This is a genomic window from Thioalkalicoccus limnaeus, assembly GCF_041197575.1.
GTDB lineage: Bacteria > Pseudomonadota > Gammaproteobacteria > Chromatiales > Chromatiaceae > Thioalkalicoccus > Thioalkalicoccus limnaeus.
Window position 1 is genome coordinate 260095 of sequence record NZ_JBDKXB010000002.1, and the last position, 20618, is coordinate 280712.

Sequence of the window (20618 nt, forward strand, 5' to 3'; positions counted from 1 at the left end):
TAGTCCGATGGAACCGCACCGTGCCAAAATCGAAACGATCGACGACCCCGAGGGATCTGGACCCGCACCTCAAGCGCGAGGCGAAGCGATATGCCAGGCCGATCCCGAGCCGCGAATACATTCTCCAGATCCTGACCGAAGCCGGCGTCCCGTTGGCGTTCGACGAGGTGGCCAAGGCCCTGGCTTTGCACGAAGAGGCGGATCTGGTCGCGCTCGATCGTCGCTTGGGGGCCATGGTGCGCGACGGGCAATTGGTGCGCAACCGACGCGAAGCCTACTGTCTCGTCAACAAGCGCGATCTGATCGCCGGGCGCGTCATCGGTCACCCGGATGGCTATGGTTTCGTCAAGCCGGATGACGGCGGCGACGACCTCTACCTGTATCCGAAGGAGATGCGGTCGCTGTTCCATAACGACCGGGTCGTCGTGCGGGTGACCGGGCGCGATCGGCGCGGGCGACTCGAAGGCGCGCTGGTCGAGATCCTCGAGCGCAATACCCGCACCGTCGTCGGACGCCTGAATCAGGAGAGCGGCGTCGGCTTCGTCAAGCCCGACAACAAGCGTCTGACCCACGACATCGTCATTCCGCGTGACCGCATCGGCGAGGCCCGCGCTGGCCAGATCGTCGTCGCCGAGATCACCGATCAGCCGACGAAGCGCACGCCGCCGATCGGCCTGATCCGCGAGGTGGTCGGCGACCACCTCGCGCCCGGGATGGAGACCGATATCGCGATCCGAACGCACGATGTGCCCGTTGAATGGCCGCCCGAGGTCCTTGCGGACGTCGCCGGGCTGGGGGCCGAGGTGCCGGATGAGGCCAAGGCCGGGCGCGTCGATCTGCGCCATCTGCCGCTGGTCACGATCGATGGCGCCGACGCCCGCGACTTCGACGACGCGGTCTTCTGCGAGCGCAAGCCGAAAGGCTGGAAGCTGCTGGTCGCGATCGCCGATGTGTCGGCCTATGTGATGCCCGATACCGCGCTCGATGCCGAGGCCTTGCGACGCGGCAACTCGGTCTATTTCCCCGACCGCGTGATCCCGATGTTGCCCGAGGTGCTGTCGAACGGGCTCTGCTCGCTGAACCCCGCGGTCGACCGTCTGTGCATGGTCTGCGAGCTCTACGTCGCCCAGGATGGACGCATCAGCCGCTCGCGCTTCTACGAGGCGGTGATGCGGTCGCACGCCCGGCTGACCTACGATCAGGTGGCCGCGATCCTGGTCGACGAGGCCCCCGATCTGCGCGCGCGACATGCCGAGCTGTTGCCGCATCTGACCGAACTGCATGCCCTCTATCGGGTGCTGCACGCGGCGCGGGTCGAGCGGGGCGCCATCGATTTCGACACGACCGAGACAAAATTCGTATTCAACGAACAGGGTCGGATCGAGGCCGTCGAGCCCCTGGTGCGTAACGATGCGCATCGGCTCATCGAGGAGTGCATGCTGGCGGCCAATGTGGCCGCCGCGCGCCTGTTCGAACGCCGCAAGATCCCGTCCCTGTTCCGCATTCATGAGACCCCGAACGACGAGAAGGTCAGCGACCTGCGCGAGTTTCTGGGCCAGCTCGGTCTGAGCCTGCCGGGCGGCAAGAAGCCGAAGGCGCAGGATTACGCGGCCCTGTTGGTCCACGTCAAGGAGCGGGCGGACTATCAGTTGATCCAGACGGTCCTGCTGCGTTCGATGCAGCAGGCCATGTACAGCTCCGACAATGTCGGCCACTTCGGTTTGGCGTTCGAGGCCTATACGCATTTCACGTCGCCGATCCGGCGCTACCCGGATCTGGTCGTCCACCGCGTCATCAAGCACATCCTGGCCGGCGGCACCGCGGCCGATCTGGATTTCTCCAAGCCGCAACTCCAGGGGATCGGCGAGCACTGCTCGGGCACCGAGCGGCGCGCCGACGAGGCGACGCGCGACGCGGATGCCTGGCTCAAGTGCGAATTCATGCAGGACAAGCTCGGCGAGCGGTTCGCCGGGACCATCACCAGCGTCAATTCGTTCGGGCTCTTCGTCGAGCTCGACGGCATCCATATCGACGGCCTCGTCCATATCACGGCGCTCGACAACGATTACTATCATTTCGACCCGGTCGGCCGCCGTCTGACCGGCGAGCGCACCGGGACCGTCTATCGCCTCGGGGATCGGCTGCGGGTACAGCTGGCTGCCGTGAACTTGGACGAGCGCAAGATCGACTTCGTGCTGGCCCCATCCGATACGCCGGCGGCCAAGCCGGCCGGGCCGCGGCGCCGGTCACGGCGCCGCAAGGGCTGAGCCGAGCGGGATGACACCGCCAGGTCTCACGCCGATCGGCGGTCGGCACAGCGTGCGCCTCGCCTTGAAGCAGGGTCAGGCCGGGCTCGTCGAGCTGTGGATCGCGGCCGGCGACCGGGAGCGGCGGCTTGCCGACCTCGCCGAACAGGCGCGCCAAGCCGGCCTGCCGGTGCGCGTGATGGCGCGCGAGGAGCTCGACCGTGTCAGCCCGGGGCTCCAGCATCAGGGTGTGTTGGCATGGGTCCGTCCCGTTGCGCCACGCGACGAGACGGACTTGGAGACCCGGCTCGAGGCGCTCTCCGGCCCCCCCTTCCTGTTGATCCTCGACGAGGTTCAGGATCCGCACAACCTCGGTGCCTGCCTGAGGACCGCCGAAGCCGTCGGCGTGCAGGCGGTCATCGCGCCGCGCGATCGCGCCGTCGGCCTGACGCCGGTCGTGCTCAAGGTGGCCTGCGGCGCCACCGAGACCCTGCCTTATATCCAGGTCGCCAACCTGTCGCGCACGATGGATCGGCTCAAGGCGCGCGGCATCTGGCTGGTGGGCCTGACCGGCGATGCCGGGGCTGATCTGTACGACGCGGATCTGACGGGTCCCTTAGCGCTGGTGATGGGCAACGAGGGGCGAGGTCTCAGGCGTCTGACCCGTGAACGCTGTGATCTGTTGGTGCGCTTGCCGATGGTCGGCCAGGTCGAGAGCCTCAATGTCTCGGTCGCCACCGGGATCGGACTCTATGAGGCCTTCCGTCAGCGTCGGCCGGTGTGATGCCGCACCCAAGTCCGCGGCGCGACCAGGCGATCACATCGGAATAATCCTACAAGCCTGTCGGAAGTGGGTGATTTCGATATGCGTTGCGCCGTGCGAGACTGGAATCGTCGCTAGCAAGGATGGTCAAGGACGACAACGTGCTGCCGGAGGTGCAGAGCAGGGAGCGCCCCAAACCCCAACCAAGCGCGTGGCGACACGGATCCCGTCACATGGATGGTGGCGGGATTTCTTTTTGCCCCGGCCCGCGCTGGCCGGGGTCGAAGTCGCCTCGCCCTCAACGTGTCCGATAGGCCATGTGGCAGGCGGCGCAGATGCCGGTCAAATCCTGCAAGGCGCGCAGCGCCGCGCCCAGGTCGTCCTCCTTGGTCACCCGGGCGAAGTCTGTCGCCGCCTCGTGCATGCCGAAGGCCATCTGGCGCATCCCGTCCGGCATGAAACGTCCTGGTCCGCCGAGCCCCCGGGTCGCGGCCGCGTGCTTGCCCATCGTACTGACCCCCATGGTCTGCTCGGCGACCTCGCCAGCCGCGGCTAGTTCGCCGTTGGCGAGGTGCCCAAGGATCCGCTGGTAGGCGAGCAGGTGCTCTTGCATCTCGCGTCGCAACAGTTGCTGCTGCAGCTCCGGCATCTCGACCAGATACCGGGTGTCGGCCGGAGGCGCCGGGGCCTGCGCGACGGCCATGGGCGCGAAGGCGAGCAACGTGGCGAGGATGGCGGGTCGCAGCATGGTCGGCCGTCCTGTGGTTCGATAAGCCGAGGGATGGTGGATATTCTAGGGCGAGGGGCCGGTCGCGTCACCACCAGAGTTCGTCCCGTGGTGCCCCGCGCCGCGTTCCCCGTGAAGGCGGCGCGGGGCAGACCGAGCATCAATGGCGTTCCGAGACCTCGGCCTCGGCGAAGGTGGCCATCTGATTGTGCAGCGCGCATGCGATCCGCAGCAGCGGCACCGCAACGGCGGCGCCGCTGCCTTCGCCCAGGCGCAGGCCAAGATCCAGCAGGGGCGGGATACCCAGCGCCTGCACCAGTTGCCGATGCCCGGGTTCGGCCGAGGCATGCGACAGGATGAACCAGTCCACGGCGCCCGGGCGCAGGCGCTCGGCCGTCAGGGCCGCCACCGTGCTGATGAAGCCGTCGACGAGCACGGGAAGACCCATCTGCGCGCACGACAGATAACCCCCGGTCAGAGCCGCGATCTCGAAGCCGCCGACGCGGCGCAGGGCCTCGAAGGGCCGTCCGAGATGATCGCGATGGAGGCTCAGGGCGCGATCGATGACGGTTATTTTGTGGGCGACGCCGTCCGGGCTCAACCCGGTTCCGGGGCCGGCAAGGGCTTCCGCCGGGGCCGACAACAGGGCGCAGGCCAGCGCTGCGGCGGCGGTCGTGTTGCCGATGCCCATCTCGCCGCCGATGAAGACATCGGCACCGGCCAGGCGCGCGCGCTCGGCCGCATGTCGGCCCGCGGCCAAGGCGCGCACGCATTGGTGTTCATCCATCGCCGGACCGATGACGAAATTCGCGGTGCCCGGACCGAGATCGCAGCGCGTGACGCCGTCGAGCGCACCGGTATCGACGACGGTGCCGAGGTTCACGACCTCGAGCCTGGCCCCGAGCACCCGCGCCGCGACGCTGATGGCGGCGCCGCCGCGCGCGAAGTTCTTGACCATCTCCGCCGTCACGACCTGCGGGAAGGCCGAGATCCCTTCGGCCGCGACACCATGATCACCGGCGAACACGACGATATGAACGCGGTCCGCACGGGGCTGTTCGGTGCCTTGCATCGCGGCCAGGTGCACCGCGAGTTCCTCCAGCCGACCGAGCGCCCCGGGCGGCTTTGTCAGCCTGACCTGCCGGGCCAACGCATTCTGACGTGCCGACTCGTCGAGCCGGGCGGCGGGGACATTCAACCATTCGAGGTCCTGACTCACTGATCACTCCGAAAGCGGGTGCCGGCCGCGAGGCCGAGCGGGGATGATTGGGGCGCCCAGGTGCGGGTCGCCCCGATTACGAGTATGAGATCCCTGGCGATGTCGTGTGGTGCGCCGCGGCGATGCCGGCCGGTTCCGCCGGATCTCCATGCCCGGTCGCAGCACCTTCGAGTGCCGCATCGAGGCGTCGCCACGCGTCCTCGTCGCGCGGCAACCCGAAGCGCAGGCTCGGCGGGGCCGTGAATCGGCGCGTCAGGATGCCCCGGCGCGCCAGCCGGTCGTGGATCCGCTCGGCGTGCCCTGTCTCGACCCACTGGAACAGCGCGCAGCCACCGGTCGGTCGCAGTCCCTGTCGCGTCAGCAGGGCGGCAAGTCGCTCCGAGGCCTGCGCGAGCCGCAGCCGGGTGGCCTGCTGCCACGCCTGATCGGCCAGCGCCTGCCGTGTCACCCAGCGCGCCGGTCCGGTCAGCGTCCAGGGTCCGAGGCGGGTGCCGAGGGCGTCGTTCAGCTCCGGTTCGGCCAGCACGAACCCGACCCGGGCGCCGGCCAGGCCGAAGAACTTGCCGATCGAGCGCAGCAGGATCAGCCCTGGCCTTGGGCAGTCGAGCGCGAGGCTTCGCTCCGGGGTCGCATCGATGAAGGCCTCATCGACCACCAACCAGCCGCCCCGGTCCGCGAGGGCCTGGTGCCATGCCAGGAGTTCGTCGCGCTCGAAACGGACGCCGGTCGGATTCGCCGGGTGGATCAGGATCAGCACCTCGACCGCGGGCAGGCCGGCGCGCAGCGACTCGGCCGTGATCGGCGTTACCCCGTGGCCCGCCCGACGCCAGGCCAACGCGTGTTCCGCGTAGCCGGGATGCAGGACCGCGACCCGGCCGCGTCGGCGCAGCCAGGGCAAGGCCTGGATCGCAGCCTGACTGCCGGCCACGGGCCTGATCGTCGGGCAGCCATAATAGGTGCGTGCGGCCTCGTCGAGCCCGTCGTCGTCTTCCGGCAGTCGATTCCACAGGGCCGGCGGGATCGGCGGCACCGGCCAACCTTGCGGGTTGATGCCGGTCGACAGATCCATCCATCGCTCGAGCGGGATCCGATACCGGGCCGCCGCCGATCGCAGGCGCCCGCCGTGTTCGAGCAGGCCAGGCATCACCGTGGGCAAGATGGGGGGTCCGACCGGGACGGTATCAGCGTTGCCTTCGCCCATTAGAACGGGTTGATATGCGCGCGGCGCGTGAAGTCCATGTATCCGGCGCTGATTCCCTGCCGCCAACCGGCGCCGAGGCGGATCGGGGCGATGACGACGTCGCCGGATTGCAGGTAATTGACGCCGACGCCGCCGACGAAATAGAGGCTGCCCTCGACCCCGGGATAACGTTGAAACAGCTCGTTCTCGTGCGGTAGGCGGTAGATGAGCACGAAGACCTTGGACACATTGATGCCGGCGTCGATTCCGATCGAGGGACCTTGCCAGTACACCGGGGTCTGGGTGGCCGGCTTCATGTTGAGCTCGCCGCGCCCGTAGCGGACGCCGATCCCCAACGCGGCGGCGAATTCCTCGCCGGCAATATAGGCATTCGGCTCGCCTTGTTCCTTGAAGACCTTGCTGACCACGTCGGCCAGATTCTCGGCCCCCTGGCCGAAAAACTGCTCGATCCGCTGGAGGATCTCGTTCTCACTGAAGGTCTCGTTCGCCGTGACCGGCATGGCGGTCGCCGCGAGGAGCAGGAGCGACAGGACGAGGCGATGGATCATGGTCGTTAATCTCCACGCAATGAGGATCTTTCCGGATCGGGACCCTGGCTCGGCCGAGTCGGTGCCGTGTCGGTCGGTGCGGTCCGCGTGCCGCCGCCGGTGGACGTCACCCAGGTCATCGGTGCTAGGATCGTGGACATCCATTTGTCCCGTGACCGAGACCATCCGCCTGACGGACCATGAACCGCCCCGCGCCACGACCGATGGGCCCTGGCCGCCGGCCGCCCTTTCCCGGCTCGATCGGCTGGCTGGAACAGCTCGGCCTGGCCTGGCACACGCTCCGCGCCTGCGGTGATCTGTACCGCCGGATCCTGGTCGGCCAGGCACGGTTGGACATGCCGGCCTTCGCGATGGCACTGCGCCACGCGGGGCTCTCCATCTTACCAGCGATCACGCTGGTTGCGGTCGCCCTCGGCATGATTCTCGGCAATCAGACCCAGGCGGTGCTCGCGCGCCTCGACCTGCCCGGATTGGCCCTGCTGTCGATGGTCTATCTGATCGTCATGGAGCTGGTTCCGGTCCTGGTCGGGATCCTGGTGGCCGGGCGGGCCGGCGTCGCGCTGGCGGTGCGTCAGGCGACCCTGGGTGTCAGCGGCGAGATCGACGGACTCCTGGTGCAGGGGGTCGACCCCCTGTCCTTCACCGTCGGCCCGGCGCTGCTGGCGATGTTGCTGATGTCCTTCGCGTTGGCGGTCTGGACCACTGTGGTGACCGTGCTGGCCGCCTTCCTCTGGCTCTGGAACCTGGTCGGTCTGTCGCCGGCGCTGTTCGTCGCCGCGCTGCAGCAAGCCCTGACGCCGGGCGACCTGGCGCTGGCCTTCGGCAAGCCCTTGCTCTTCGCATTGGTGATCGCCCTCATCGCCGCGGTCCAGGGGACGCTGGCCGGGCGCGATCCGGCTGGCGTCGCGCGCGCCGCCACGCGCACCATGATCGGTGCCGTGGTGGCGATCCTGATCATCGATCTGGTCCTCGTGTTGCGGCCATGACTCCGAGCCAACCGACCCCGGTCCTCGAGTTGCGGAAGGTCTTCCAGCACGTCGGCGGCCGGTGCCTGTTGAATGCCGTCGACCTGCGCGTCGACCCCGGCGAATGGCTCTTGATCATCGGCCCGAACGGCGCCGGGAAGAGCCTGCTGATCCGCCTGGTCCTTGGGCTGGACGTCCCCTCGGCTGGTCAGGTGCGGCTGTTCGGGGAGGACATCGTCGGGCTCGGGGATCGTCCGATGCGAGCCTTGCGTCGACGCCTCGGGGCGGTGCTGCAGGGCGGTTCGCTGCTCGAAGACATGACGGTCGCGGAGAATCTCCTGGTGCCGCTGCGCAGCCGGCCGCTGACCCGTGGCGAGATGGCGCGCGCGGTGCGCCTGGTTCTGACCAGACTGCAACTGGACGGGCTGGAGAACCATCTCCCGCGCTCCTTGTCATTGGGTCAGCGCCGGCGCGTCGAGTTGGCCAGGGCCCTGATCCATGGCCCTGGCCTCATCGTTTGGGATGGGTTGACCGACGGTCTCGATCCGGTGGCGGCGCACGAGGTGGTCGCGCTGCTGGGCGCGGAGCGGGAACACCAGAACCTGACGCTGGTCGCGACCGACAACCGCCCCGACGCCTTATCGGAATACACTAGCCGTATCGCCGTGCTCGATCAGGGCCGGCTGCTGTTCGATGGCTGTCGCGCCGATCTCGAGTCGGCGATGGCCGAACGTCTCGAGTTGCGGTATCTGTTGCAGGGTCGTCCATGACGCGGTTGGAACGCCTTTACGCCCCCCCCGAGATCGGCGCCCCGGGACAACGCCAGGCGCGACAGCGGCGCCGTGACCTGCGACGGGCCGGGCTGTTCGTGCTCGCGATGCTCGGCATCGCGGTGGCGGCGGTGGTCCTGGTGACGCCCGGCCTCTTCGCCGGGGCCTATCGGTTGCATGTCTATTTCGACGAGGCGGCTGGCCTGGAGCCCGGGATCCCCGTCATCCAGGATGGGTATGTGATCGGGCTGGTCGATGGTGTCGAGGCGATCTTTCCCGGGCGCGATCCCGATGCGCGGCACTGTCCCGCGGTCGATGGGGCGCGCTCGGGCCTGCTGCCGTGTTTCCGCGCGCGGCTGCGCATCGCTCGGGATTGGCCGATCCCGAGCGACAGCCTGGCGCGGATCGGATCGGCCGGCCTGCTGCAAGGATCGGCAATCCGGATCGAGCCAGGGAAGGCCATGGAGAGCCTGAGCGACGGCGAGGCCCTCGCGTCCGCCGGTCGCGAGATGGACCTGCCGGCCCAACTCGGAAACCTGACCGACACGCTGCAAGCGCTGGTCGATGAAACCATCGCGCCGGCGCTGGCGAGTATCCAACAGCAGATCCGGACCATCGAGGGCTTTATCGGTGTTGACGACGGGTCGGGTGAGAGCCAGGAGCGCCTGGCCGGTGTGTTCGATAGCCTGCAACAGCTCGCGGCGCGCATCGAATCGGTCGTCGATGCGGCCCAATTGGGGCGCATCCTGGCCTCGGTCGAACGGATGGCCGAGAATCTGGGCGAGGCCTCGGCGGATCTGACCGGCAGCAGCGCCGAGGTGCAGCGCACGGTTCGCGAGTACGGTGACCTCGCCGGCGACCTGCGCCGCCTCGTCGACCGGAATCGGCCGGCGCTCGAAGGTTCTTTGGACGACAGCCAGTACGTGCTTCAGGAACTGGCGGCGGCCCTGGTGCCGATCTTGGCGAACATCGATGCGGCGACGCGCGACCTGTCGGCCCTGGCCCGCGATCTGCGCGCCAACCCGGCCGTGATCTTGCGTGGTCGCCCGGTCGAGGAGCGTCCATCATGGTTCGATTGATCGGCTGGCGGAGTGTCCTCGGCAGTCTGGCCGTGATGCTGACCCTGACCGGTTGCGCGACCTCGCCTCCGGCCGAGCGCGACCGTTTCTTTCGTCTCGAGCCGACGACGGTCGTGCGACCCGCGCCGGTTGCGACCTCCGCCTCGCTGCAGGTCAGTCCTTTCGCGGCGCGTGGCTTCGTCGGCGGACGCCAGATCGTCTACCGCACCGCCGAGAACCCGCTCGAGATCCAGCGCCATCCCTTGCATCTCTGGGAATCGCCCCCGGCGTTGGCCTTGGCGGGGGGGCTGACATCCGCGTTGCGCGAGGCCGCCCTGTTCGAGTTCGTCGTCGGCCGGGACGTGCGCACACCAACCGATTATCAGCTGGTCGGCGAACTGACCCGTTTCGAGCACCGCCCGACCGATGAACCTCGCCGGGTCGTCGTCGCCTTCGAGGTCCTGGTGCTGGCCGGTCGCGACCGGCAGACCCTGTTCGCCAGGCCTTACCAGGGCGAGGAACCGATCGACGGCGGGACGCCGGAGGCCATGATCTCGGCCTTCAACAGGCTCACGGGGCGCCTGATCGGCGACTTGGTGCGCGACCTCGAGGGCCAGCGTTGGCGACGGGTCGAGGGGGCGGCCTCGGGATGAGCAACGCCGGTCGCGGTCGCGATCCCGGGCGGCCAGATGCGAATCAGCTGGTCAGCCGCCATCACGACCCCTTCGGTGTCCTTTACCCGGCCGCGACCGATGCGATGGCCGTGGCCCTCGATCAGGTCCAGATCCCCGGGCCGCCGGTGGGATTCGACCTGACGCCGGCCGAATCGCGCGACCCGGACCCCGCGGTGCGCTACCGCCGCCGCACGATCCAGCGGCTGACCGGTCGCGATTGGGCTGGCGACCGCATGGCGCTGATCGACAAGGCTACGCCGCACGCGCTCTACGACCTGATGCTGAGCGAAGTCTCCGTCGATGAGAAGCCCAGCCCGCGCGACGTCGCCCTGGCGACCAACCAGTCCTTATGGCGGATCGGGTCGAACTTCATCGCCTTCGTGTCGGATCCCGCCGTGCGCCGTGATTTCGGCCTGGCCGGCGGCGTTCCGCATCTGGCGATGAATTGCGATCCGAACACGCGGGACCGCGAGAGTGTCCAGGCCGCGAAGCAATTCCATCTGCATCTGATCTGCTGGACCCGGGACGAATTGGCCGGATTGGCGCGACCGGACCGGTTCGCCGAGGTCGCGCAGGTCACGACGCGCCGACAGGTGCTCGATCCGCTGGCCTTCGTGGCGGCCCGCCTCCTCCCGCCGATGCTCGGAGACCGGCCCTTGCAGCCGCTGGGTGGGCGATGGTTGGCCCCGGATGATCGCGCCTGTCTCGACGGAACACGACCATTCGGCGCGTCGATCCGCCTTCCGGGTTGGTCGGTGCTCGCGCAACCGGCCTTCGGCGTTATGATCCAGGTCATCCACGATCGCCTGATAACGTTGGCCACCCTGCTGCTGGAGGCCTTCACCGGAAAGCTCATGTCCCCTGATCCCTGGCGGCGCCACCGCCTGCTGGCCGCCGAGCGCATCCGCGCCAATCTCCGTGAGCTGGCGCTGCCGGTCGAGGCGTGCACAGCACTCGAGGTCTTCGCGGCCCGGCTGCGCGACCTGCCGGAGGCAGTCGTGCGGCGATTGGCGCGCGGCGGTTCGGTGCGTCGGCAACACCTGATGACATTGAACCTGCCGAGCTATGCGCTCTGTCTGCATGGCGCCGGCGGCGCCGCGGCGACCCCTGACTCGGCGGTCGATCTGTCGATCCAGCCGCGGCTCTTTTCCGGTATCGGAGGCGCCGGATTGGTCGGCCTGGCCGGTGTCCCATGCGTGCGGATCGCACGCGGCCGCGGCCGCTACAGTTTTGCGCAGTGGGCCGAGCGGGCGCGCTTCCAACGCGACTTCGCCACCTTCAACCAACGGCAGATGGCCGACCTGGACGGCCTCGTGTTCGAGCCGGTCCGGACCTTCGCCGGCGTCCCGGCCGGTTGGCTCGCGGCCGAGCGGGATGCCGATCGCGATCGAGGGGCTGCGCCAAGATGACACTCAACCGCAAGATGACCCTGTTGCTCGGCCTGGTCGCGATCGGCGTCCTCGCGATGCTGCTCCTGATCAGCCTTGTCGCCTTCCGGTCTTTTTCGATCCTGTCGTCGACCGCGCATGTGCAGACCGCGGCCGAGATCGTCCGTGTGCATCTGACCGAGGCCATGATCACCGGCGTCATCGACAAGCGCGAACAGTTCCTTGAACGGCTCACGGAGATTCGTGACCTGCGTGATGCCCGGGTCGTGCGGTCCCCGTTGGTCGTCGACCAGTTCGGGGTCGGTCTGGCCAGAGAGATGGTCGCCGACGAGATCGAGCGGCGCGTCCTGGCCGATGGCCAGCCGCGGTTCGAACTGACCGACGAGCGCGGCGAACCCGTGTTCCGCGGGACCATCCCCTATATCGCGACCGCACTGGGCACGCCCAACTGCCTGCAATGCCATCATGTCGAGGAAGGCGCGGTGCTCGGTGCCGTGACCATCGAACTGTCGTTGGCCGCCCTGCAGCGTCAGGCGATCGCTGCCGTGATCGTGGTCCTGCTGGCCGTGACCCTGATCATCTTGCTCGCGATCCTCGGCGCCCGTCGCCTGATCGGCCCGATCGGCGACACGGCCGGGGCCATCGGTGCGCTCGTGCAGCGCGCCTTGCGCGGGGACTTCAAGGGCCGCGTCACGCAACGCACCCAGGACGAGATCGGCCAGATCGCCGCCCACACGAACCAGCTCGTCGCCTTTCTCGATCAGGGGTTGGCGCGGATCAGCGAACGCGTTACCCAGTTGATGGGGCGTCTGCCGCAGCAGGATGAAAACCAGCTGCAGGCGACGATCGACATGGTCGACGGGCTCGCCGACGCGGCGCGCTTCAAGGCAACGATCGAGGAGGACGAGACCAAGACCGAGATCTACGATCGCTTCGGCCAGCTTCTGATGGACGACTTCGGGGTGCACCGCTTCTCGTTCTACGAGACCCAGGGGCCGAAACGCCTGATCCCGATGGCCGTCGATGGCGAGATCGGCGGCAGTTGTCACTGGTGCGATCCGCAGATCCTGGTCCGCAGCGACACCTGTCGCGCGAAGCGCTCCGGGCACCCCGTCGACGGCCTGCGACAGCCGGGCATCTGCTATGCCTTCCGGCCCGACGAGGCGGGCCGGTCGAGCGACCCGCTTCGCCACTACTGTTTTCCGATCATCCAGTCCGGCGCCGTCGGCAGCGTGATCCAGCTGGTGACCACGGCGGCCGATGCCGACGCCTTGCAGGATCGGATCCCCTACATCCAGATCTACCTGCGCGAGATGGCCCCGGTCCTCGAGGCCAAGCGGCTCACCGAGACGCTGCGCGAGTCCGCGTTGCGCGATGCGATGACCGGCTTGAACAACCGCCGTTTCCTCGAGGAGTACGTCGACACCCTGATCGCCGGCGCGCGCCGCCGCAACATCCGCCTGGCGCTGCTGATGGTCGATCTCGACTACTTCAAGATGGTCAACGACACCTACGGCCACGATATCGGCGACACGGTCCTCAAGGGCTTGGCCGGGATCCTGAAACAGGCGCTGCGTGCATCCGACGTGCTGGTTCGTTTCGGCGGCGAGGAGTTCCTGATCGTCCTTCAGGAGATCGACGCCGATGGGGCGCTGGCCGTCGCGGAAAAGATCCGCGCGTTGGTGGCCAACCACCGGTTCCGGATCGCCGGGGGCACCCTGCAAAAGACCGTCTCGATTGGCGTCGCACTCTTTCCGGACGACAGCGAGACCTTCTGGCAGACCCTCAAGTACGCCGATGTGGCGCTCTATCGCGCCAAGGAAGACGGGCGCGACCGGGTCGTGCGTTTCACGCCGGACATGTGGGAGGCCGGGGCGGACATCTATTGATTCGGCCAGCCCGGACCGATTCCCATCGAAAGGCCGTGAAACGTTCATGCCGTTTTCATGTCCGGTCTCCGGGCGCGCCGAGGCGGTGCGGCGCTTCGCCTATCCCATCGCGGCGGGGCGGTATCGGGCGCTTGACGAGCGGGTGATCGGGTAGGGCGGGCGGGACGGTTGTCGAATCTGTCCATCGTCGCCGACTCGGATGGAGCAAGCATTTTTCCCGATTTCCGTTACCGAGCCCCGCTTGGCTAATCTGGCTATGATGATCTGGTCGAGGTGGAGGATCTGTCATGCAAGTCAATATGCTCGAAGCCAAGAACCAACTCTCGAAGCTGGTGAAAGCGGCTCTCTCCGGCGAGGAGGTCATCATCGCCAAACACGGCGAGGCTCAGGTCAGGCTGGTTCCATGCGTGGCCGCTCCGGGGCTGCGCCATTGGGGCGGGCTGGCCGGGCAGTTCGGGGATGTGGATGCCGTCTTCGGCGCACAGGTGGATGCTGACGTCGCCAGGCTTTTCAACGACGCATGAAACTGCTGCTCGATACCCAGATCATGCTGTGGTGGCTGCTGGGCGATGCGCGATTGCGGCAGGAGACACGGGAGCTGATGGCGACTCGCCCACTCGATGATCAGACCCCCGGCGCGAGGCGGGCGGTTGGCCTGTCGCCGCTGACGAGGGTTGGCTGAAGGTGACCAAGGGCGGTGTTCACAGCAGCTTCACCAGCGCCGCCATGGCTCCGACTTGGGCGAACATCAGCGGGATCAGCCAGGCCAGTAGGCTATTGCGGCTCCGCTCGATATCGGTCTTCAGCTCGCCGCGTAGCTGCTCGATCCGCAGCGTCAGATCCGCGCGTACCTGTTCGATCTCCCGCGTCAGATCCGCGCGCACCTGCTCGATCTCCCGCTGCAAGCGCAATTCCGTCTCGCGCAGGTGCGACTGCGTCGTTAGATCGGGGAGGTGCGGATAACGCTCTTCGCGTCGCTCGAAGGCCTCGGCGATCACCCGCGCTCGGGTGCGATCGTCCGGCGCGCTAGCCAGGGCTTCGTAGAGCTGGACGACGGAAGTCATGCCGGGATCCCTTTGCTTTCAGGGTCTGAAACAAGCCCGATTATAGCTGGCCATTTCGCTGACGTCCGAGCCTCCACCAGACGGCATCACCCAAGGGCCTCACCGACCTCCGGCAGGGCCGGAATGTCGACTCCGAGCGCCAGGTCGACGGCCAGACCCGGTGCGAGACCGGGCCCCGAGGTTCGGAGCACGGCCAGATTTCTCGACCGCTTCATTGATGGCTTTCTGGTAATGGCCTCATGACAGATCTCGGCGAACTGTTGGCTCAAGGCGAGCACGCGTTCCTGGAGTTCAAACTGGAGGACGTGCGCCCCGAGTCCCTCGCCAAGGAGTTGGTGGCTTTGTCCAATACCCTGGGCGGGGTCGTGCTGATTGGGGTGGCTGACGACGGTACCATTCATGGCGTTGGGGATCGGCCGCGCATCGAACAGCGGGTGATCAATGTGGCGCGACACAATGTGGTGCCGGCCATCGATCTAGCTCTGTCCTGGGTCCGCGTGGCCGACAAGGACATCTGTCAGGTGACGGTCGGCAAGGGGATGGCCAAGCCCATCCCCATCCCGTTACACGCAAGTCTGAAAAAACTGTAGAAACAGTCTGTTACGGACGCTCGGGCGGATCGGTTAGAACGAGGCCGTTGCTCTCCAGATCAACGAGTTACGCCATCGTCTGGACGCCCGGACCTTCGCCCCAGAAAGATGTGTATAACGAGATGCGTTAACCCAGGGCTATCGCAGAAACGTCACGAATATAGACCAACGGCGTTTCCGGCTGCCGTGCCGGGTCAAGCGGGCTCCTCGAGCAGCAGGTTTACCGTAATCCTTCACTCCCCCGGCCGTCGTGACGGCCGGGGGAGTGAAGGATTCAGCCTCCTCGAATCGGCAGGGTTAGAGGAGCGCGAGTTATGATGACCCATCAAGCGCAGCGGGTCCAAAGCCATGCCGTCTCCCCTTGATCAGCGGGGAAGACATGCCGCGATACGAAACCCCAACCTGCGTGCGACTCAGTCGGCCCAGAGGGCATCGAGCGGGAAGGGTACGGCCGCGAAGGGCTCGGTCGCCACCTCGGCATCCTCGACGAAGCTCGCCAGCAGGACCCATTGGCTGTCCCGGAGCTTGAAGGCCTCCAGGGTCTTGGCGTTGGGGTCCACCAGCCAGCAGTATGGGACGCCGTGGCTCGCGTAGCGCGGCATCTTGGTCATCCGATCCAGTCGGGCCGTCGCGGGCGAGAGCACCTCGCACACCCAATCCGGCGGCATTTCGATCCAGGCCGTGTCGGGAAGCCGTGGCAGCCGTTCGCGACGCCAACCCGCGAGATCGGGCACCAAGACATCGGCGCCCAAATGCACCTCGGGCTCATCGAGGATCCACCAGCCCCCCGGGCCTCCGCCTTTGCCCTGGTCGAACGGGCCGCCGATCTCGACGCCTAGCGATGAACTCGCGCGTGCATGCTTGGGTGCGGGTCGTGGATGCGTGTGGATCTCACCGTCGATAATCTCACCGACCACCGTGGTGGGGAGCGAGAAGAGATCCGCGTATTCCGCCGGGCGTGCTTGGGGGCGAGGCATGGCAACAGGCTCTCGGTCGGACAATCGTAGGCGGTTGACCAGAATGCTACGCCGAGTGCGGGTGCCGTCGCAAATCCAGCCAACGGCGCGCGTTTCGTCGGGTACGCATCGCGTACCGTCCCGCCAACGCCCGAACGAACCGCCGCATCCCGGGAAAGAAACGCGGCGGTTCGATCAGACGACGGGGGGATGTTACATGTCATCCGCCCGCCCTGTATCGTGTTACATGTCACAAGGTGGAGGGGCTTCACATGGCCAGCTCGCACGTTAATGCGCGAGTTCAAAGGCACCGCGACGCGCTGCGCATGGCTGGGCTTCGCCCGGTGCAGATTTGGGTGCCGGATACGCGACGGCCAGTCTTCGCAGACGAATGCCGCCGTCAGTCTCGCCTTGCCGCGGAGGCGGACATGGCTGACCGGGACATGCAGCAGTGGATGGATGACGCCCTGGCGGACTTGGACGGCTGGGCGAATTGATGCGCGGCGACTTGGCGACCATCGCCATGCCAGGCGATTTCGGCAATCCGCGACCCGCTTTGGTGATCCAGGCTGATCACTTCAACGAGCACGCCACGGTCACCGTGCTGCCGGTGACCAGCACGCTGGTGGCCGCGCCCTTGTTGCGCATCGCCGTTCAGCCCAGCGCGGAGAATGGTCTCCAAAAGCCGTCGCAGGTGATGGTGGACAAGGCCGTGACGGTGAAACGCGACAAGGTGCGCCAAACCTTCGGGCACATTGATGCCGAGACGATGGTGGAGGTTGATCGTTGCCTGGCCGTGTTCCTGGGGATCGCCAAATGATCGATGCCGCGCCGCCGCCGAGCTGACGCGGACGTCCTTGCAGTGTGTCGCAGCGAGCCGTCTCCGATTACTTTATGTAACCCTCGACAATACCGGATCCCGATCGGTGTGGGGAGAGACGCGATGGCTCCCGGCAAAAAGAGAGACCGCCGAAGCGGTCTCGTTTGCGCTCGGGTGAGGAGAAGGGAGCCAGAGATGTTACCCTTCGAGAACCCGGTATTCGCTCAGGCGGTATCGAGCGACTCGACATCGGTCGAATCGTGATAGATCTCGATGCCGAGCTGCTCGGCGACCTTGCGCGCTCGCCCATCGACCATCGGCGAGATGACGATCAGCCGCTGCGCCTGGCGCTGATGGCGCGCCTCGTAGAACCGGGCCTTGCGCTCGAAGCTGTATAGCCCGGCCTTGTCGATCGACGACTTCAGCTCACAGATCAGCAAGACGCCATTCTTGATGATCACATCGAGCTCGATCTGCTCTGGGCGTCCGAACACCACGCCCTCGTCATCGAATTCGTTGACGTTGATCACCTCCACGCCGAAGCTTTCCTCGAGGATCCCGGCCAGGGCGTTGCGAAACGCCCGCTCGGACTGGATGCCCCATCGCGCACCCAGCGCGCCGATGCTGCGGTCGAACTTCTTCGACTGGGCCATGATCTCTTCATGCACCCGATCGAAGTGCCGATTGCTCTCCTCCCACTTGCGCTCTTGCGCGTCCCACCGGCGCGCCTGCTCGGCGCGGTCGCGGTCCGCCTCGGCCTTCTGCTCTGCCCACTTGCGTTCGGCCTCGGCCTTTTGCTCTGCCCACTTGCGTTCGCTCGCCTCTCGGTCGCGCTCGGCCTCGGCCTTCTGCTCTGCCCACTTGCGCTCGGCCTCGGCCTTCTGTTCTGCCCACTTGCGCTCGCTCGCCTCTCGGTCGCTCCGCAGCTCCCTGAGCATGGCATGGAACCAGTCTTCGGTCTCACCGCGCGTTGGGTGGTGCTGGCGCACGAGCGCCAGGACATCATCGCGAAAGGCGGGATCCTCGCGCAGCAACACCGGCAGCTCGCGTTTGATCGCGTCTTTCAAGGATTCCGCGGTCATCGTCGTTCCTCTCCCATGGCCAGCAACCATCGCGCAATATGACAGCCCGAGCCCGGCACCTTTCCCCACCTGTGGAGGCGGCCCCAACGCGCGCGCCCACAGGTTCGACCGCCGCGCGCCACCGCCTTCGCAGGCGTCCTCGACCGCGGGCGGCGGCAAGAGGCACGGGCCGCTGCGATTCCTCGGCGTCGAGACGTCCATCATCGCGTCGACCTCCGGCGAGGTAAAGCCTTCGATCCGCGATGCGACACCCTCCGGCTAGCTGAACGACGCCTTGCACCCCGTGCCATGGTGACTGGCTATCTCCAGCGCCATCTTCTGGGGCTCGCATGAGCCACGGGCCGGGGGCCTTCTCCCCACCGGGAGCAGCCCCATCGCCTAGAACCTGAAGGGTGAGTGGTGCGGAGTGGCTCCGCAAGCACCAAAGAAAACCGGCGGCGCGTCCAAGGCGCAACGCCAGGTTTCGCGGACAATTGATCCGGATTCTCGCGCCCGGCCCCCAGGAACTTCTGTCGCCTCGTGATCCGGGTCGGCTAAATGGTGACCGCAACTCCCGACCCCGAATCCTCTGTGAATGTTATAGAGCGAGGCCTGACGCCGATCCCTATGGGTCCCCAATCACAGTCCCAGGATGACGGATACACCGCCATCGTCGTAACCTAAGGTTCAGCATTGCAAGCCTCGGGCACCGCCATGAGCCAAAGTACAAACTATGACACCGACTACGTGCGCTGGCTGGAAGACCAGGCGCGCCATCTCCGGGCGGGCGACCTCGACCGACTCGATCGGGAGCACCTTTCGGACGAGCTTGACGGTATGAGCCGAAGCGAGCGGCGACAACTGCGCAACCGTCTGGTCATTTTGGTTTTGCATCTCCTCAAGATGCAGTGCCAACCTGAGCGCCGTTCCCGCAGTTGGGAGGTGACCGTCATCACCCAGCGGATCGACATCAAGCTCTTGCTCAAAGAGAGCCCGAGCCTGCGACCAACGTTGGCTGCGGCCTTGGGCGCGATCTACGACACGGCTCGGCGCGAGGCGGCGCAGGAGACCAGGCTGGAGCTGAACCGCTTTCCGCCGACCTGTCCCTTCACCATCGATCAGGTCCTCGACGATGAGTATTGGCCCGGCGGCAGGGAGGGCGACCTCGGATGAACGGCCGCCACGGCCAAACGCCGCTGACCTTGGCATTTCTCGACCTCGGCCGCGCGGCTTACACCGTGTTTGCCGCATGGTCTTCCGGATCGACGAGTACCAAGCAGCGCCCGACCGCCCGGGGAGTGCCCGGCCGGCTCGGGAGCCCGCCCCAGCCCCCGCGTGCCAGGAACTTCTGTCGCCTCGTGATCCGGGTCAGCAAAATGGTGCCCCCGGCCGCCGTGGATCACAGCTGAGCCCACAGCGGGCAAAAGACAAGGCCTGACACCTTTCCCCGGTTTTCAGCTTTCTCACAGCAGCTTCACCAGCGCCGCCATGGCCCCGACTTGGGCGAACATCAGCGGGATCAGCCAGGCCAGTAGGCTATTGCGGCTCCGCTCGATATCGGTCTTCAGCTCGCTGCGCAGCTGCTCGATCCGCAGCGTCAGATCCGCGCGCACCTGCTCGATCTCCCGCGTCAGATCCGTGCGCACCTGCTCGATCTCCCGCGTCAGATCCGCGCGCATCTGCTCGATCTCCCGCTGCAAGCGCAATTCCGTCTCGCGTAGGTGCGACTGCGTCACCAGATCGGGGAGGTGCGGATAACGCTCTTCGCGTCGCTCGAAGGCCTCGGCGATCACCCGCGCTCGGGCGCGATCGTCCGGCGCGCTGGCCAGGGCTTCGTAAAGCTGGACGACGGAAGTCATGCCAAGATCCCGTTGTTTTCAAGGTCTGAAACAAGCCCGATTATAGCTGGCCATTCCGCCCACGTCCGAGCCTCCACCCGACACCTGTGGTGGTCGGTCCCGAGCGGCCATCACCGGGGCCTTCGCCGGCAATCTAGGGCTATCCGCCCACCGTCACACCCCCCGTCCCATTGCCGGAGAGGATCCAGAGAAGCGCCCGGTTTTCTCTTCTCGACCTTGCTATCATTTAGACGTCTATCCGACTTGGAACCGAAAGCGCGATGAATGCCTTCATCGACGATGACGCCTCGCTCGAATATTTGGATGGCCGGATCACCGTTCACCCAGACGACTGCAATGGGCAGCCGACGATCCGGGGCATGCGGATCACCGCCGAGACGGTTCTCGGCTGTCTGAGCGCCGGAGAAACCCGTGACGGGATCTTGTGCCAGTATCCCTCGCTCGAGCCCGCAGACATCGATGCTTGCCTGCGCTTTGCCGCTCACTTGATGGCCCCTCGCGATACGCTGCGCCATGTCGCCTGATGCCGCGTTTCCTAATCGATGTCAACCTCCCGTATCGTCTCGCTTTGTGGTCGGGTGGCGACTGTTCGCGCATGCGCGATCTCGGTGAAACCTGGACGGACGGACAGCAGGGGGAAATCGCACTAAATCGTGACCGCGCCCCCTCGGGACCGACGGCGTATCGTCGGCCGTTCCACATCCTCGACTGGAGGATGATGCTGTCTGACACCCCAGGACGTGCAATGGGAGCCCCCGGCCACCCGTCTGAGCCCTGACTGTGACGACGCGAGGACTGACCCCGAGCCCCGGCTATGGCG

Annotated in this window: 24 protein-coding genes; 15 read left to right on the plus strand and 9 right to left on the minus strand. The window is 66.6% G+C overall.

Translation table 11 applies throughout. The features are described from left to right. The first annotated feature begins 20 nt into the window (after positions 1 to 20). Complete coding sequence (rnr, locus tag ABC977_RS02790) at positions 21 to 2267, plus strand: ribonuclease R (protein WP_369665706.1); 2247 nt, start codon at positions 21 to 23, stop codon at positions 2265 to 2267. A gap of 10 nt (positions 2268 to 2277) precedes the next feature. After that, positions 2278 to 3030, plus strand: coding sequence for a 23S rRNA (guanosine(2251)-2'-O)-methyltransferase RlmB (gene rlmB, locus ABC977_RS02795; protein WP_369665707.1), 753 nt, complete (start codon positions 2278 to 2280; stop codon positions 3028 to 3030). A gap of 277 nt (positions 3031 to 3307) precedes the next feature. Here the strand turns inward: rlmB and ABC977_RS02800 are convergent, their stop codons facing one another. The 4 genes from ABC977_RS02800 to ABC977_RS02815 form a co-directional block, all read right to left on the minus strand. Continuing rightward, positions 3308 to 3757, minus strand: a complete 450-nt coding sequence (locus ABC977_RS02800; RefSeq protein ID WP_369665708.1) for a hypothetical protein — start codon at positions 3755 to 3757, stop codon at positions 3308 to 3310. Between the two features lie 139 nt (positions 3758 to 3896). Continuing rightward, positions 3897 to 4955 (minus strand): nicotinate-nucleotide--dimethylbenzimidazole phosphoribosyltransferase, encoded by a 1059-nt coding sequence (cobT, locus tag ABC977_RS02805; protein WP_369665709.1) that lies wholly within the window; start codon positions 4953 to 4955, stop codon positions 3897 to 3899. 76 nt (positions 4956 to 5031) lie between these two features. Continuing rightward, positions 5032 to 6099: a threonine-phosphate decarboxylase CobD gene (gene cobD, locus ABC977_RS02810; RefSeq protein ID WP_369665757.1), complete on the minus strand. Its 1068-nt coding sequence runs from the start codon at positions 6097 to 6099 to the stop codon at positions 5032 to 5034. 56 nt (positions 6100 to 6155) lie between these two features. Further along, entirely contained in the window at positions 6156 to 6704 is a 549-nt protein-coding gene (locus ABC977_RS02815) for a DUF1134 domain-containing protein (protein ID WP_369665710.1), read from the minus strand. A 179-nt stretch (positions 6705 to 6883) separates the two neighbouring features. Between ABC977_RS02815 and ABC977_RS02820 the strand changes: the two genes are divergently transcribed. The 8 genes from ABC977_RS02820 to ABC977_RS02855 all read left to right on the plus strand — a co-directional run bounded on the left by ABC977_RS02820 (position 6884) and on the right by ABC977_RS02855 (position 14130). Next, positions 6884 to 7690: an MlaE family ABC transporter permease gene (locus tag ABC977_RS02820; protein WP_369665711.1), complete on the plus strand. Its 807-nt coding sequence runs from the start codon at positions 6884 to 6886 to the stop codon at positions 7688 to 7690. After that, positions 7687 to 8439 carry an ABC transporter ATP-binding protein gene (locus tag ABC977_RS02825; protein WP_369665712.1) on the plus strand — a complete coding sequence of 251 codons (753 nt, stop codon included), beginning with the start codon at positions 7687 to 7689 and terminating at the stop codon, positions 8437 to 8439. The genes ABC977_RS02820 and ABC977_RS02825 overlap by 4 nt, the downstream gene beginning before the upstream one ends. Next, complete coding sequence (locus tag ABC977_RS02830) at positions 8436 to 9518, plus strand: MlaD family protein (RefSeq protein WP_369665713.1); 1083 nt, start codon at positions 8436 to 8438, stop codon at positions 9516 to 9518. Before ABC977_RS02825 ends, ABC977_RS02830 begins: the two co-directional genes overlap by 4 nt. Next, positions 9506 to 10150, plus strand: a complete 645-nt coding sequence (locus tag ABC977_RS02835; protein WP_369665714.1) for an ABC-type transport auxiliary lipoprotein family protein — start codon at positions 9506 to 9508, stop codon at positions 10148 to 10150. The genes ABC977_RS02830 and ABC977_RS02835 overlap by 13 nt, the downstream gene beginning before the upstream one ends. Then, on the plus strand, positions 10147 to 11580 hold the full coding sequence (locus ABC977_RS02840) for a hypothetical protein (RefSeq protein WP_369665715.1): 1434 nt from the start codon (positions 10147 to 10149) through the stop codon (positions 11578 to 11580). The genes ABC977_RS02835 and ABC977_RS02840 overlap by 4 nt, the downstream gene beginning before the upstream one ends. Continuing rightward, positions 11577 to 13448 carry a diguanylate cyclase gene (locus ABC977_RS02845; RefSeq protein ID WP_369665716.1) on the plus strand — a complete coding sequence of 624 codons (1872 nt, stop codon included), beginning with the start codon at positions 11577 to 11579 and terminating at the stop codon, positions 13446 to 13448. Before ABC977_RS02840 ends, ABC977_RS02845 begins: the two co-directional genes overlap by 4 nt. 287 nt (positions 13449 to 13735) lie before the next feature. Next, positions 13736 to 13972 (plus strand): type II toxin-antitoxin system Phd/YefM family antitoxin, encoded by a 237-nt coding sequence (locus ABC977_RS02850; RefSeq protein WP_369665717.1) that lies wholly within the window; start codon positions 13736 to 13738, stop codon positions 13970 to 13972. Beyond that, positions 13969 to 14130 (plus strand): hypothetical protein, encoded by a 162-nt coding sequence (locus ABC977_RS02855; protein ID WP_369665718.1) that lies wholly within the window; start codon positions 13969 to 13971, stop codon positions 14128 to 14130. The genes ABC977_RS02850 and ABC977_RS02855 overlap by 4 nt, the downstream gene beginning before the upstream one ends. A gap of 19 nt (positions 14131 to 14149) precedes the next feature. Here ABC977_RS02855 and ABC977_RS02860 read toward each other — a convergent pair whose 3' ends face one another. After that, positions 14150 to 14512, minus strand: coding sequence for a DUF1640 domain-containing protein (locus tag ABC977_RS02860; protein WP_369665719.1), 363 nt, complete (start codon positions 14510 to 14512; stop codon positions 14150 to 14152). Positions 14513 to 14598: 86 nt separating this feature from the next. Further along, entirely contained in the window at positions 14599 to 14727 is a 129-nt protein-coding gene (locus ABC977_RS02865) for a hypothetical protein (protein WP_369665720.1), read from the minus strand. Positions 14728 to 14751: 24 nt separating this feature from the next. Here ABC977_RS02865 and ABC977_RS02870 point away from each other — a divergent pair, with 24 nt between their 5' ends. Beyond that, a complete protein-coding gene (locus tag ABC977_RS02870) occupies positions 14752 to 15102 on the plus strand; it encodes an AlbA family DNA-binding domain-containing protein (RefSeq protein WP_369665721.1) in 351 nt (116 codons plus the stop codon). A 413-nt stretch (positions 15103 to 15515) separates the two neighbouring features. Here ABC977_RS02870 and ABC977_RS02875 read toward each other — a convergent pair whose 3' ends face one another. Continuing rightward, positions 15516 to 16079: a Uma2 family endonuclease gene (locus ABC977_RS02875; RefSeq protein ID WP_369665722.1), complete on the minus strand. Its 564-nt coding sequence runs from the start codon at positions 16077 to 16079 to the stop codon at positions 15516 to 15518. A gap of 251 nt (positions 16080 to 16330) precedes the next feature. On the opposite strand from ABC977_RS02875, the gene ABC977_RS02880 reads away from it, so the two are divergent. Next, entirely contained in the window at positions 16331 to 16555 is a 225-nt protein-coding gene (locus ABC977_RS02880; protein ID WP_369665723.1) for an antitoxin MazE family protein, read from the plus strand. 11 nt (positions 16556 to 16566) lie between these two features. Continuing rightward, entirely contained in the window at positions 16567 to 16878 is a 312-nt protein-coding gene (locus ABC977_RS02885; RefSeq protein WP_439849147.1) for a type II toxin-antitoxin system PemK/MazF family toxin, read from the plus strand. 224 nt (positions 16879 to 17102) lie between these two features. Here the strand turns inward: ABC977_RS02885 and ABC977_RS02890 are convergent, their stop codons facing one another. Continuing rightward, positions 17103 to 17960: a PD-(D/E)XK nuclease family protein gene (locus ABC977_RS02890; protein WP_369665725.1), complete on the minus strand. Its 858-nt coding sequence runs from the start codon at positions 17958 to 17960 to the stop codon at positions 17103 to 17105. A gap of 672 nt (positions 17961 to 18632) precedes the next feature. Between ABC977_RS02890 and ABC977_RS02895 the strand changes: the two genes are divergently transcribed. After that, positions 18633 to 19112 carry a DUF29 domain-containing protein gene (locus ABC977_RS02895; protein ID WP_369665726.1) on the plus strand — a complete coding sequence of 160 codons (480 nt, stop codon included), beginning with the start codon at positions 18633 to 18635 and terminating at the stop codon, positions 19110 to 19112. Between the two features lie 290 nt (positions 19113 to 19402). Here ABC977_RS02895 and ABC977_RS02900 read toward each other — a convergent pair whose 3' ends face one another. Continuing rightward, complete coding sequence (locus tag ABC977_RS02900; protein WP_369665727.1) at positions 19403 to 19798, minus strand: CCDC90 family protein; 396 nt, start codon at positions 19796 to 19798, stop codon at positions 19403 to 19405. Between the two features lie 260 nt (positions 19799 to 20058). Between ABC977_RS02900 and ABC977_RS02905 the strand changes: the two genes are divergently transcribed. Then, the gene (locus tag ABC977_RS02905; protein ID WP_369665728.1) at positions 20059 to 20322 is read left to right on the plus strand and encodes a DUF433 domain-containing protein; all 264 of its coding nucleotides are present in this window, start codon (positions 20059 to 20061) and stop codon (positions 20320 to 20322) included. The last annotated feature ends 296 nt before the right edge of the window (positions 20323 to 20618 follow it).

Excerpts from the sequence above, each read along its gene's own strand:
- ABC977_RS02800 (WP_369665708.1), bottom strand. The coding sequence starts at position 3,757 with ATGCTGCGACCCGCCATCCTCGCCACGTTGCTCGCCTTCGCGCCCATG.
- ABC977_RS02820 (WP_369665711.1), top strand. The coding sequence starts at position 6,884 with ATGAACCGCCCCGCGCCACGACCGATGGGCCCTGGCCGCCGGCCGCCC.
- ABC977_RS02850 (WP_369665717.1), top strand. The coding sequence starts at position 13,736 with ATGCAAGTCAATATGCTCGAAGCCAAGAACCAACTCTCGAAGCTGGTG.
- ABC977_RS02865 (WP_369665720.1), bottom strand. The coding sequence starts at position 14,727 with ATGAAGCGGTCGAGAAATCTGGCCGTGCTCCGAACCTCGGGGCCCGGT.
- ABC977_RS02860 (WP_369665719.1), bottom strand. The coding sequence starts at position 14,512 with ATGACTTCCGTCGTCCAGCTCTACGAAGCCCTGGCTAGCGCGCCGGAC.
- ABC977_RS02815 (WP_369665710.1), bottom strand. The coding sequence starts at position 6,704 with ATGATCCATCGCCTCGTCCTGTCGCTCCTGCTCCTCGCGGCGACCGCC.
- ABC977_RS02830 (WP_369665713.1), top strand. The coding sequence starts at position 8,436 with ATGACGCGGTTGGAACGCCTTTACGCCCCCCCCGAGATCGGCGCCCCG.
- ABC977_RS02825 (WP_369665712.1), top strand. The coding sequence starts at position 7,687 with ATGACTCCGAGCCAACCGACCCCGGTCCTCGAGTTGCGGAAGGTCTTC.
- ABC977_RS02905 (WP_369665728.1), top strand. The coding sequence starts at position 20,059 with ATGAATGCCTTCATCGACGATGACGCCTCGCTCGAATATTTGGATGGC.
- ABC977_RS02845 (WP_369665716.1), top strand. The coding sequence starts at position 11,577 with ATGACACTCAACCGCAAGATGACCCTGTTGCTCGGCCTGGTCGCGATC.
- ABC977_RS02875 (WP_369665722.1), bottom strand. The coding sequence starts at position 16,079 with ATGCCTCGCCCCCAAGCACGCCCGGCGGAATACGCGGATCTCTTCTCG.
- cobD (WP_369665757.1), bottom strand. The coding sequence starts at position 6,099 with ATGCCTGGCCTGCTCGAACACGGCGGGCGCCTGCGATCGGCGGCGGCC.
- ABC977_RS02870 (WP_369665721.1), top strand. The coding sequence starts at position 14,752 with ATGACAGATCTCGGCGAACTGTTGGCTCAAGGCGAGCACGCGTTCCTG.
- ABC977_RS02900 (WP_369665727.1), bottom strand. The coding sequence starts at position 19,798 with ATGACTTCCGTCGTCCAGCTTTACGAAGCCCTGGCCAGCGCGCCGGAC.
- rlmB (WP_369665707.1), top strand. The coding sequence starts at position 2,278 with ATGACACCGCCAGGTCTCACGCCGATCGGCGGTCGGCACAGCGTGCGC.
- ABC977_RS02840 (WP_369665715.1), top strand. The coding sequence starts at position 10,147 with ATGAGCAACGCCGGTCGCGGTCGCGATCCCGGGCGGCCAGATGCGAAT.
- ABC977_RS02880 (WP_369665723.1), top strand. The coding sequence starts at position 16,331 with ATGGCCAGCTCGCACGTTAATGCGCGAGTTCAAAGGCACCGCGACGCG.
- ABC977_RS02835 (WP_369665714.1), top strand. The coding sequence starts at position 9,506 with ATGGTTCGATTGATCGGCTGGCGGAGTGTCCTCGGCAGTCTGGCCGTG.
- ABC977_RS02855 (WP_369665718.1), top strand. The coding sequence starts at position 13,969 with ATGAAACTGCTGCTCGATACCCAGATCATGCTGTGGTGGCTGCTGGGC.
- ABC977_RS02890 (WP_369665725.1), bottom strand. The coding sequence starts at position 17,960 with ATGACCGCGGAATCCTTGAAAGACGCGATCAAACGCGAGCTGCCGGTG.